Raw genomic sequence first — 12,643 nt, 5'->3', positions numbered from 1 at the left:
CCTTAATTGTTGATGGGCGCCAGTGTGGCGCAAAAAAGGTAAACGGGCAGCATTCTACCTGCGATGAGGCGAAAATGACAGGTTGTATTTCCCGCCCTGCCAGGCGGGTTTACTTCCGATGCCAAAGGAAATGAAGGATAAAAAACACTTTAGTATGTTGTAACTAAAACGCGGATTTTTTTTAATCTACTGCCCATCAAGGCCGCGAATTGGCTTAATTGTTGCCCATGAGCGACAGGATGGACAGTGCCAGTACAGGGTATGGGCGGTAAAACCACATTTCTGGCAGCGGTATCGCGGCTTACTGCGAACCTGTTCACCGACCATCTGGCGTAAAACGCCCAGGCTCTCTTTCGCTCGCCCCTCTTCAGCCTCGTTGATATGGTAGTCAATCAGCTTATGGAACACCCGCATCGTTGGATGACGCTCCAACTGACGCGTGACGTAGTTTTGCGCCGACTCCATACCTTCCCGCTGTTCAAGGATTTGCGCCAACATTAAGTCAGCGGTCGCCCCGGTATTTTCTTCTGCGCAGCGGCGCAAAAACGCTTCCCACTCATCGGTTTTGCCCAGCTGCTGGTAACAGGTTTGCAGCATATCTAACGTTTCGCCGACCAGTTCTTTGTCCTGCTCGATGACGCGCTCCAGGCTCTCTACCGCTTTGGCATAATCGCCCTTTTCCATCCATACCCTGCCCATCATGATGGAGACACGAGCGCTATTACGATCGGCAGCGGCACCTTTTTTCAGTAACGTCATGGCCTTATCCAGATCGTTACCCGCCATTTGCTGTAAGGCAAGCTCACACCAAAAATTGGCAATTTCGCCGCGATGTTTATCTTTGCCCAACTTAACCAAACGTTCTGCCATTTCGATAGCGGACTGCCAGTCGCTGGTTGCCTGATAAATTTGCAGCAGCTGTTGCAAGGCGCCGAGACGAAAATCGGTTTCATCCACCAGCTGTTTAAACATGCTTTCCGCACGGTCATACAGACCAGCGGCCATGTAGTCGCGACCGAGTTGCTGTACGGCCAGCAGTCGCTGGTCATACGTCAACGAAGCGCTTTCCATCAGGCTTTGGTGAATGCGAATGGCCCGGTCAACCTCGCCGCGGGAGCGGAACAGGTTACCAAGCGTCAGGTGGGCTTCAACGGTACCGGTATCCTCTTTCAGCATATCGAGGAATAGATCAACGGCTTTATCCTGCTGATTGCTCAGCAGGAAGTTGACCCCCGCCACATAATCACGTGACAGACGGCTCGCATCGTCCTGTTTGGACTGTTGTGCACTTCTGCGCCCCATATACCAACCGTAGGCAGCGGCAACGGGCAAAAGCAGAAACAACAACTCCAACATAAATGATTATTCCTTCACCGCAGGAACACCGGCTTGCGCAGGTGTAGCGCTGGTTGGCGCGATCTGGTGTTCCAGACGCTTGATTCTACGTTCAGCACGCGCCAGCGAGACGCGAACGCGCAGCCAGAAAAGGCCGCAAATCAGCCAACCAATAGCAAAACCAGCAGCAAACAGGACGGCCAGCAGTGTCGAAATCCGGAATTCACCCTGCGCGAGCAAATAATTGAAAGTGACTACCTGGTCATTTTGCGCACCCAGCGTCACTGAAATGACAAAGATCGCTAACACCAGTAAGAAAATGAGTAAATATTTCACATTACTTCCCGTTATGTGGGTTGCGCGAAAAAATCCCGCGTTCAGCCCTATAAAGTATCATTTTCGCCGCAGCGGTGAAATGGAAATGCACAACGCCAGTACAGGATATGCGGCCTGATGGCGGTAAAATCAACATTACTCCGGGGCTGCAGCCCTTTTTTTAATGTCCTGAGCCTCTTCTCCCGGCGGCGATAGCGGACCACAAAACCGTTGCGTAAGCCAGGTCGCCAGGGTAACCAGCAGCCAGGAAATCACGGTTGCCACGATCAAGTCCAGCGGCCAGTGCATACCAAGCGCCAGGCGGCTGCCCATCACCGCAGTGGCCCATGTTAGCAGTAGCGCCAGAGTGACCCAACGACGCCGCGGCCACAGCAAACCAACGCCGAGCAATGCCCAACTGGCGGCAAACATCGTGTGGCCGGATGGGAAAGCGAATCCAGTCTCTTTCTGCCAGTGCTTACGCAGAAATTTAGGAATTTGCTGCTCTTGCGCTAACTGCTCATGCACCAGTTTAGCGCGATCTTTACGTTTCAATGCGTAGAATTGATTCACCGGCACTTGTTGCGTCTTTTCCAGCCAAATGACGAAGGGCCGAGGCTCCTGCACGCGAACTTTAATCCAGGATTTCATGCCCTGCCCGAGCAAAATTGCAGCCGCCAGAATCAGAAACAGCACGATTGCCGCCCGTAGACGAAAACGCAGGCACCACAGGAACCAGCCGCACAGGATAACGTGGGTAATGACGCCCCAGGGTTGAGTCACCGTTTCGGTCACCCAATACAACAGCTTCATCACCCCTTCCGGCAACCCTGGATGCCATTTCCAGCCGGAAATCCAGACTACAACAGGCATAACCAATAACAGCGCCGCGCCAACGGCGGTTCGTCTGGCAATCAACAGCATCTCGTCTCCTTATCATTGACCTGGATATCATAACGGAAAGTCGTTCGTTTGTGCGCTTTGCACGCAAGCAGCCGTGCGCAATTAGGAGAACGTCACGCCGTTGTGGCAAAATAGCGGCAAACAGAAGCACAGTCAGGTGCTGATAGAATCTGGAGAATCACATGCAGCTTAAACGTGTGGCAGAAGCCAAACTGCCAACCCCATGGGGCGATTTTCTCATGGTGGGTTTTGAAGAACTGGCAACCGGGCAGGATCATGTTGCCCTGGTTTTTGGCGATATCTCGGGGCAGATCCCCGTTCTGGCTCGCGTACATTCAGAGTGCTTAACGGGCGATGCCCTTTTTAGTCTGCGTTGTGATTGCGGGTTTCAGCTAGAAGCGGCATTGTCGCATATTGCCGAAGAGGGCCGCGGCATCCTGCTATATCACCGTCAGGAAGGGCGCAATATTGGCCTGCTGAACAAAATCCGCGCCTATGCTTTACAGGATCAGGGTTATGACACGGTCGAAGCTAACCATCAGCTCGGTTTTGCCGCCGATGAGCGCGACTTCACGCTGTGCGCCGATATGTTTAAGTTGCTCAACGTCGATCAAGTGCGCCTGTTAACCAACAATCCGAAGAAAGTCGAAATTCTGACCGAAGCAGGAATCAACATTGTTGAACGCGTACCGCTGATCGTGGGTCGTAACCCGAAAAATGCGCACTATCTGGATACGAAAGCCGCCAAAATGGGGCACTTGCTCAATAAATAATCCGGGCAGAAAAATTCAGGGCCAGCATACGCTGGCCCTCTTTGTTTATAGCATATTGCGAATGACATAATGCAAAATGCCATCGTTCTGGTAGTACGTCAGCTCAGTGGCGGTATCGATACGACAGCGGCAGTCTATAACGTCCAGTTTGCCATCTGCTCGGGTTAGGGTCACCGGAACCGTCATCCCCGGCTGCAGTGATTGCAGGTTGCTGATATCGATCCTCTCCTCACCAGTGAGTCCCAGCGTTTTACGCGTAACACCCTGCGGGAATTCTAACGGCAATATCCCCATCCCAATCAGGTTCGAGCGGTGGATACGCTCAAAAGATTCGGCAATAACCACCCTGACGCCAAGTAGACGCGGTCCTTTCGCTGCCCAGTCGCGGCTGGAGCCTGAGCCATACTCTTTCCCGGCAATCACCGCCAGCGGCGTGCCTTCATCTTTGTACAACATTGCCGCATCATAAATCGCGACAGGTTCACTATCGGGAAGATGGCGCGTCATCCCTCCTTCCACTCCGGGCACCATTTCGTTGCGAATACGGATATTGGCAAACGTACCGCGCATCATCACCTCGTGGTTTCCGCGTCGCGAACCGTAGGAGTTAAAATCGGTGCGTTCAACGCCATGATTTTGAAGGTAACGACCCGCCGGGCTATCGGCTTTGATGCTACCCGCCGGTGAAATGTGGTCAGTCGTCACTGAGTCACCCAGCATCGCCAGAATGCGCGCGCCATGAATGTCTTCTACCTGTTTGGGTTCAATGCCCATGTCGTCAAAGAACGGCGACAGGCGAATATAGGTTGAGTCATCCTGCCAGTCGTAGGTATCAGAGCGATCGACTTTTATCGACCGCCATTCGGGCGTCCCTTCAAACACCTCGGCGTACTCCTTATGGAACATCTCCGTCGAAACCTGCTCAACCGCATGCGCGACTTCTGCTCCACTTGGCCAGATATCTTTCAGATACACGGGCTGATCGTCTTTGCCGATGCCCAACGGATCGCGGGTTAGGTCGAGGTTCATATTGCCCGCCAGCGCGTAAGCTACAACCAGAGGTGGCGAGGCCAGCCAGTTAGTTTTCACCAGCGGATGAATTCGGCCCTCAAAGTTACGGTTACCGGAAAGCACGGCCCCGACGGTCAAATCGCCCTGTTTGATTGCGCGCTCAATCGGATCCGGCAACGGCCCGGAGTTACCGATACAGGTAGTACAACCATACCCCACCAGGTTAAAGCCCAGCTCATCAAGAAATGGCGTCAACTTTGCGTGGGCCAGATAGTCGGAGACCACTTTCGAACCCGGCGCCAGCGAGGCCTTCACCCACGGCTGCGGCTTTAGTCCCCGCTCGACAGCATTTTTTGCCAGCAGGCCGGCGGCCATCAACACGCTGGGGTTAGAAGTGTTGGTACATGAGGTAATCGCGGCAATCGCCACCGCACCATCCGGCAGTGAATATTGCTGTCCGTTCAACGTATAGTCGATGGACCGTTTGTCTTTCTGCGCATGGTTAACTTCCAGCTCGGCGCTGGCGGCAAAAGCTTTAGGGACATCACCCAAAGCAACGCGATCCTGCGGACGCTTCGGCCCTGCCAGGCTAGCTTCTACGGTCCCCATATCCAGCGCCAGAGAGCTGGTGAAGACCGGTTCATCCCCTGGCTGTCGCCACATCCCCTGCGCTTTCGCATAGGCGTCCACCAGCGCCACCTGCTCTTCGCTGCGCCCGGTCAGGCGCATATAGCTCAGCGTGACGGCATCAATAGGGAAGAAACCGCATGTCGCGCCGTACTCCGGCGACATATTAGCGATGGTGGCACGGTCTGCCAGAGGTAGTGAATCAAGTCCATCTCCGTAGAACTCGACAAATTTACCCACTACGCCGTGTTTGCGCAGCATTTGCGTCACGGTTAGCACCAGGTCGGTGGCAGTGATACCTTCACGCAGCTTGCCGCTCAGCTTGAAACCGACAACATCCGGGATCAGCATGGAAACAGGCTGCCCCAGCATCGCGGCTTCCGCTTCGATGCCCCCAACGCCCCACCCCAGTACGCCGAGGCCATTGATCATCGTAGTATGCGAGTCGGTCCCGACCAGGGTATCCGGGTACGCCACCCATTCGCCGTTTTGCTCTTCACTCCATACCGCCTTGCCAAGGTACTCAAGGTTAACCTGGTGGCAAATCCCGGTGCCCGGCGGCACCACGCTGAAGCGGCTGAACGCCTGCTGTCCCCAGCGCAAAAATACGTAGCGTTCGTGGTTACGCTCCATCTCAAGACGGACGTTCTCTTCAAATGCATCATCATCGCCAAAGCGGTCTACCGTCACCGAGTGGTCAATGACCAGATCGACGGGAGAGAGCGGATTCACTTTGGCGGTATCGCCTCCCAGGCGTTTTACCGCTTCACGCATCGCTGCCAGATCCACCACTGCGGGAACACCGGTAAAATCCTGCATCAGCACACGCGCCGGTCGGTAGGCGATCTCTCGATCAGCATGAGCATTTTTCAGCCATCCGGCCAGGGCGTGAATATCTTCGGCGGTCACCGAATCACCGTCCTGCCAGCGCAGAAGGTTCTCCAGTAGTACTTTGAGCGATTTAGGTAAACGTGACAGATCGCCCAATTCTTTGGCGGCCAGCGGTAAGCTGTAGTAATGCCAGGTCTTATCATTAACCTGTAAGGTTTCCTTGCTGGCGGCTCGTAGGGTTGACGACATAGCTCCTCCTTAACATAGGGATAGCAAGCCCTGATCCTCCTCAGGGACATTATTAAAGATAACACATCTTTGACGTAACATTTTGATAACAACCCAAATTGCTAAAATCGATGAAACGCATCAAGACAGAAATTTTGAATAATGGGTGCTAAAAATATTGAGAAGGTTTGAATGAGGTGCGTTTTATTACTGCGGAGTTGTATTAGTACACGAGTACAAAAGAAGAACTAATCGCCACTATTTTGACGATTAGTTCAGCAGAGTAAATTTATAGAGAGAGACCAAAAAGGCAAAAAATATATACTCCTTATGACTGTTATTTTATCGAATAGAAATAGTTCTCAAATCCAGTTTGTCATAAAAAAGACACAATCAATTTGACTGGAAATGTGCTCTAGTTAAGTAACCACACGTTGCAGACAACCAGAGCAATGACGCTCCAGAACATCGCAAGCCCAAGGATAACGGCGCTCCAGGCCTTACTTCTCAAAACCGGATCTATCTCAGTCTTGTCACGTTCCTGTGACATCGCATACTTCATATAATCGATATCACTAATCATTTTTTCACCACCAATCGTTAATAACAACTAAGGAAGGTGCGAATAAGCGGGGAAATTCTTCTCGGCTGACTCAGTCATTTCATTTCTTCATGTTTGAGCCGATTTTTTCTCCCGTAAATGCCTTGAATCAGCCTATTTAGACCGTTTCTTCGCCATTTAAGGCGTTATCCCCAGTTTTTAGTGAGATCTCTCCCACTGACGTATCATTTGGTCCGCCCGAAACAGGTTGGCCAGCGTGAATAACATCGCCAGTTGGTTATCGTTTTTCAGCAACCCCTTGTATCTGGCTTTCACGAAGCCGAACTGTCGCTTGATGATGCGAAATGGGTGCTCCACCTTGGCCCGGATGCTGGCTTTCATGTATTCGATGTTGATGGCCGTTTTGTTCTTGCGTGGATGCTGTTTCAAGGTTCTTACCTTGCCGGGGCGCTCGGCGATCAGCCAGTCCACATCCACCTCGGCCAGCTCCTCGCGCTGTGGCGCCCCTTGGTAGCCGGCATCGGCTGAGACAAATTGCTCCTCTCCATGCAGCAGATTACCCAGCTGATTGAGGTCATGCTCGTTGGCCGCGGTGGTGACTAGGCTGTGGGTCAGGCCACTCTTGGCATCGACACCAATGTGGGCCTTCATGCCAAAGTGCCACTGATTGCCTTTCTTGGTCTGATGCATCTCCGGATCGCGTTGCTGCTCTTTGTTCTTGGTCGAGCTGGGTGCCTCAATGATGGTGGCATCGACCAAGGTGCCTTGAGTCATCATGACGCCTGCTTCGGCCAGCCAGCGATTGATGGTCTTGAACAATTGGCGGGCCAGTTGATGCTGCTCCAGCAGGTGGCGGAAATTCATGATGGTGGTGCGGTCAGGCAAGGCGCTATCCAGGGATAACCGGGCAAACCGACGCATGGAGGCGATTTCGTACAGAGCATCTTCCATCGCGCCATCGCTCAGGTTGTACCAATGCTGCATGCAGTGAATGCGTAGCATGGTTTCCAGCGGATAAGGTCGCCGGCCATTACCAGCCTTGGGGTAAAACGGCTCGATGACTTCCACCATGTTTTGCCATGGCAGAATCTGCTCCATACGGGACAAGAAAATCTCTTTTCTGGTCTGACGGCGCTTACTGCTGAATTCACTGTCGGCGAAGGTAAGTTGATGACTCATGATGAACCCTGTTCCATGGCTCCAGATGACAAACATGATCTCATATCAGGGACTTGTTCGCACCTTCCCTAAGTACAGATAAATCTTAATTATGGATTCAGTATTAATCCAGTGAATTTGCCTCTCAGAAGATAAATTTCATCAATACTTTGATCGCGACGGGTATATTTGCAAATGTGGTAGGATGAGTTAGCAAAAATTGTGATTCAGACGAGGTTTAGATATTCAATTATAGGCCATCATAGGATTTGGCATCCCCTTGAGGATGCCATTATTATTTTTACGCTTATTTTTCCGGTAACTTAATATCTTTGAACATCGCTTCAATATCTTCATTTGAACGCAATGCCACAGCGGTATCGACGACATCACGCGTCAGATGTGGGGCGAAACGTTGAATAAAATCATACATATAGCTTCGCAGGAAGGTACTGCGACGGAAGCCGATTTTAGTCGTGCTGTGGCTGAAAATATCGTTGGCATCAAGTTTGACCAGATCCGGATCGGAGACAGGATCGACTGCCATGCTGGCAATAACCCCTACCCCAAGGCCCAGGCGCACGTAAGTTTTTATTACATCAGCATCGGTTGCGGTAAAGACAATGCGTGGCGTCAACCCGGCACGGTTAAAAGCAGTGTCCAGCTCGGAACGACCGGTAAACCCGAAGGTGTAGGTCACCAGCGGATACTGCGCCAGTTCCTCGATAGATACCGAACCTCGGGAAGCCAGCGGGTGCTCCGGCGTCACAACCACGGAGCGGTTCCAGTGATAGCACGGCAGCATGACTAAATCATCATAGAGATGCAGCGCTTCGGTCGCGATCGCAAAGTCAGCATTACCTTTCGAGACGGCCTCAGCGATCTGCGTTGGCGAGCCCTGATGCATGTGCAATGAGACGCGCGGATAGCGCTCGATAAACCCTTTAATCACTCCCGGGAGCGCGTAGCGAGCCTGAGTATGAGTGGTCGCAACGTACAGCGAACCTTTATCAGGCCAGGTGTGTTCACCGGCGACCGACTTTATCGCATCCACTTTTGACAATACTTCACGAGCAATGCGGATGATCTCCTGCCCGGCGGGAGTCACCTGAGTTAAATGTTTGCCGCTGCGGGCGAAAATCTGAATTCCCAGCTCATCTTCCAGCATGCGGACCTGCTTGCTGATGCCTGGCTGTGAGGTATACAGCCCTTCGGCAGTAGAGGAGACGTTCAGATTATGGTTAACAACCTCAACGATGTAGCGGAGCTGCTGTAGTTTCATGGCTGATATCCGATAACGCGTAAAATGAACCCGCTTAATACATTTTACGTTCAGGCGACTTCCTGGCAGGCAAGCAATACCCTACCATCCCTGCGACTCGCCATGCTGGCGCCACAACGCATCCTGAAAACGATGATGTATAAGACGATTTGATAATAAAAAAGAGATTAGCTATAACCACTATATCATTTATATCTACAGTGTATAGATACTAACGAAAAATAATAAGCCGGTTATAAGGCGGGGGAAATACAGGATTAAATGTTGTAGATCAGTGACCTGTGATGTTAAAAAAGGGCCGCGATGCGGCCCTTCTTAGCGGTCATAGCGCTTACTTCTTCGCTTCAGTCCATTTGCCATCAATATAGAAGGCTGACCAGCCTGTCGCTTTACCGTCTTTCTCTGAAGCAACGTACTGTTGCTTAGTCTTACGGCTAAAACGCACCATTGTTTTGTTGCCTTCCGGATCCTGCTGCGGCGCATCGGCCAGGTAACGCAGTTTCTCAGCCAGACGATCGCGGAAGCGATACAACTCCTCCACTAACGGCGCGCGAGTTTCACGCGATTTAGGGAAGGTGTTCGCAGCCAGGAAAACACCTGCTGCGCCATCACGCAACACAAAGTAAGCGTCTGATTTCTCGCACGGGAGTTCTGGCAGCGGAACCGGATCTTCTTTCGGTGGTGCCACTTCCCCGTTACGCAGGATCTTACGCGTATTTTTACACTCATCGTTGGTACAAGCCATGTACTTACCAAAACGCCCCATCTTCAGGTGCATTTCGGAACCACATTTTTCACACTCAACGATCGGACCATCATAGCCCTTGATGCGGAACTCGCCCTCTTCGATCTCGTAGCCATCACAGGTCGGGTTATTACCGCAGACGTGCAGTTTACGTTTCGGATCGATGAGGTAGCTGTCCATCGCCGTGCCGCATTTCTGGCAGCGACGTTTGGCGCGCAACGCGTTGGTTTCGGCGTCATCACCTTCCAGCACGTTCAGCACTTCGTTTTCCGGCACCAGGTTGATGGTAGTCTTGCAGCGCTCTTTCGGCGACAACGCATAGCCTGAGCAACCCAGGAAGACGCCGGTCGTCGCGGTACGGATGCCCATCTGACGGCTACAGGTCGGACAGTCGATGCTGGTCAGCACCATCTGGTTCGGCTGCATACCGCCCTCTTCAGGGGCTTTTTCTGCTTTTTCCAGCTGGTTGGTGAAGTCGCCGAAGAAGCTATCGAGCACCTTCTTCCACTCGGCTTCGTGGTTAGCCACCTGGTCAAGACTGTTTTCCATCTGCGCGGTAAAGTCGTAGTTCATCAGCTCGCGGAAGTTGGCTTCCAGACGATCGGTAACGATCTCACCCATTTTCTCTGCGTAGAAACGACGGTTTTCACTGCGCACATAACCGCGATCCTGAATGGTCGAAATGATCGACGCATAGGTGGACGGACGGCCGATACCGCGTTTTTCCAGCTCTTTAACCAAAGAAGCTTCGCTAAAGCGCGCAGGCGGTTTGGTAAAGTGCTGTGCCGGGAGCAGTTCAACCAGGCTTAAGCTATCGCCCTGTTTAACCACCGGCAGAACCCTGTCTTCATCGCCTTTACGCAGCGCTGGCATCACTTTCGTCCAGCCATCAAAGCGCAGCGTACGACCGCGCGCCTTGAGCTTAAAATCACCCGCTTTTACGGTCAGCGTGGTGGAATCGTATTGCGCAGGCGTCATCTGACAGGCGACAAACTGGCGCCAGATCAGTTGATACAGTTTCTGCGCATCCGCTTCCATATCTTTCAGCGATTCCGCCACCACGTTCACGTCGGAAGGACGAATCGCTTCGTGCGCTTCCTGCGAATTCTCTTTGCTGGTGTACTGATTGGCGTTTTCCGGCAGGTATTTCTTGCCGAAATTATCGCCTATATAATCACGAACCATATTTACTGCATCCTGACTCAGGTTGGTGGAGTCAGTACGCATGTAGGTGATGTAGCCCGCTTCATACAAACGCTGCGCCATCATCATGGTTTTCTTCACCCCGAAGCCCAGACGCGTGCTGGCCGCCTGCTGCAGAGTGGAGGTAATAAATGGTGCGCCAGGTTTGCTGCTGGTTGGCTTGTCTTCGCGTTCAAGGACGCTATAACCCGCTTTTTCCAGCAGGCTGACCGCAGCCATAGTTTCGTCACGATTCACCGGACGGAATGGCTTGTCGGCTTTATGCGTTACCTGCAACGCCAGCGCGTCGCCACCAGGCGTGGTGGTGTTGGCGTCAATTTCCCAGAATTCTTCCGGAACAAACGCTTTAATTTCGCGTTCGCGCTCAACAACCAGACGTACGGCAACGGACTGAACGCGGCCTGCGGACAGACCACGAGCAATTTTTTTCCACAACAGTGGAGACACCATGTAACCCACAACGCGGTCCATAAAACGACGCGCCTGCTGGGCGTTAACACGGTCAATATTCAGTTCGCCCGGCTTTTCAAAAGCCTGACGGATAGCATTTTTGGTGATCTCATTGAACACCACGCGACTATAGCGCTGCTCATCACCACCGATAACTTCCCGCAGGTGCCATGCAATGGCCTCCCCTTCGCGGTCAAGGTCGGTTGCGAGATAGATGTGGTCGGCTTTTTCTGCCAACTGCTTGAGTTCCGCGACGACCTTTTCTTTACCCGGAAGTATTTCATAGTGCGCATCCCAGTCATGCCACGGGTCCACGCCCATACGATTGACCAGAGCACCACGTTCATCCTTCTTAGGCTTTTTAGCCCCTTTGGTGGCGGTAGAGTCGGCGCTCTTTTTGGAAGCTGAGCCACTGGTCGGCAAATCGCGGATATGACCGACGCTGGATTTCACCACGTAGTCATTACCCAGATACTTATTGATCGTTTTGGCTTTTGCCGGGGACTCAACGATAACGAGAGCTTTACCCATATTCACCTTTACCTAATTTGATTCATCCAGGAATACATCGCACATTGATTCACCATCCACTGGCGACACGTCACAACTTAATGTTGCGTCGTTGTCGATGGATATCAACCCTTTGCATTGGTTTCACATCCATAAAACCAGATTGCTGAGTTTGCTGGCTTTATCTTGCCAGGCGACATAGCACGAATAATTTTTGGCCGAATGTCAAGCAAATCTGCTGCCAGATCGCTGAAAGCGTCACACTGTACCTGATAAAATTCGTTACGCAACTTTATTAGCATGCAAAAGCAAATCCCGCCACTAAACTGATGTTTATTAGGCCTCTGCGGTTCCCCCAACAAGATTAATGGAAAATTTGCCCCTCGCCGCCGCGCGGCGTAGACTACCGGCGAAGAACCACAGGAGGCATTTATGCAAGGTACAACCCAACCCATCGATCGCCAGACGCTGCTTGAAAAAGCCAATAAACTCATTCGCGAACATGAGGATACGTTAGCCGGGATCGAGGCTACCGACGTCGTTCAGCGTAACGGCGTGCTGGTGTTCAGCGGCGAGTTTTATCTTGATGAGCAGGGTCTGCCAACGGCAAAAAGTACGGCGGTATTTAATATGTTCAAATACCTCGCACATGAGCTGTCTGATAAATATCACCTGGCAGATTAACCATTACCTGCCGGGCTAATACGACA

10 protein-coding genes are annotated in these 12,643 nt (G+C 52.1%); 2 read left to right on the top strand and 8 right to left on the bottom strand.

The genetic code is table 11. From position 1 onward, the window contains the following. Nucleotides 1-186: 186 nt before the first annotated feature. From lapB to pgpB, 3 genes are all read right to left on the bottom strand, one after another. A complete protein-coding gene (gene lapB / locus HV127_RS19870; RefSeq protein WP_181482501.1) occupies nucleotides 187-1,356 on the bottom strand; it encodes a lipopolysaccharide assembly protein LapB in 1,170 nt (389 codons plus the stop codon). Between the two features lie 6 nt (nucleotides 1,357-1,362). Next, nucleotides 1,363-1,671, bottom strand: coding sequence for a LapA family protein (locus HV127_RS19865; RefSeq protein WP_110273496.1), 309 nt, complete (start codon nucleotides 1,669-1,671; stop codon nucleotides 1,363-1,365). 135 nt (nucleotides 1,672-1,806) lie between these two features. Then, nucleotides 1,807-2,574, bottom strand: coding sequence for a phosphatidylglycerophosphatase B (gene pgpB / locus HV127_RS19860; RefSeq protein WP_182238150.1), 768 nt, complete (start codon nucleotides 2,572-2,574; stop codon nucleotides 1,807-1,809). A gap of 161 nt (nucleotides 2,575-2,735) precedes the next feature. Here pgpB and ribA point away from each other — a divergent pair, with 161 nt between their 5' ends. Continuing rightward, a complete protein-coding gene (gene ribA, locus HV127_RS19855; RefSeq protein ID WP_110273498.1) occupies nucleotides 2,736-3,326 on the top strand; it encodes a GTP cyclohydrolase II in 591 nt (196 codons plus the stop codon). Nucleotides 3,327-3,371: 45 nt separating this feature from the next. Here the strand turns inward: ribA and acnA are convergent, their stop codons facing one another. From acnA to topA, 5 genes are all read right to left on the bottom strand, one after another. Next, nucleotides 3,372-6,044, bottom strand: coding sequence for an aconitate hydratase AcnA (gene acnA / locus HV127_RS19850; RefSeq protein ID WP_182238149.1), 2,673 nt, complete (start codon nucleotides 6,042-6,044; stop codon nucleotides 3,372-3,374). A 394-nt stretch (nucleotides 6,045-6,438) separates the two neighbouring features. Continuing rightward, nucleotides 6,439-6,606 carry a YmiA family putative membrane protein gene (locus HV127_RS19845; RefSeq protein WP_110273500.1) on the bottom strand — a complete coding sequence of 56 codons (168 nt, stop codon included), beginning with the start codon at nucleotides 6,604-6,606 and terminating at the stop codon, nucleotides 6,439-6,441. Nucleotides 6,607-6,783: 177 nt separating this feature from the next. Beyond that, complete coding sequence (locus tag HV127_RS19840; protein ID WP_042934497.1) at nucleotides 6,784-7,764, bottom strand: IS5-like element IS5 family transposase; 981 nt, start codon at nucleotides 7,762-7,764, stop codon at nucleotides 6,784-6,786. Between the two features lie 286 nt (nucleotides 7,765-8,050). Beyond that, nucleotides 8,051-9,025: an HTH-type transcriptional regulator CysB gene (gene cysB, locus HV127_RS19835; RefSeq protein WP_110273501.1), complete on the bottom strand. Its 975-nt coding sequence runs from the start codon at nucleotides 9,023-9,025 to the stop codon at nucleotides 8,051-8,053. Nucleotides 9,026-9,356: 331 nt separating this feature from the next. Then, a complete protein-coding gene (gene topA, locus HV127_RS19830) occupies nucleotides 9,357-11,954 on the bottom strand; it encodes a type I DNA topoisomerase (RefSeq protein WP_181482505.1) in 2,598 nt (865 codons plus the stop codon). Between the two features lie 411 nt (nucleotides 11,955-12,365). On the opposite strand from topA, the gene HV127_RS19825 reads away from it, so the two are divergent. Continuing rightward, entirely contained in the window at nucleotides 12,366-12,617 is a 252-nt protein-coding gene (locus tag HV127_RS19825) for a YciN family protein (protein ID WP_004101388.1), read from the top strand. The last annotated feature ends 26 nt before the right edge of the window (nucleotides 12,618-12,643 follow it).

Origin of the sequence: Klebsiella sp. RHBSTW-00215 (genome assembly GCF_014103785.1) — a bacterium.
Classification (GTDB): Bacteria; Pseudomonadota; Gammaproteobacteria; order Enterobacterales; family Enterobacteriaceae; genus Klebsiella.
This window is presented reverse-complemented; position numbering and strand designations above follow the sequence as displayed.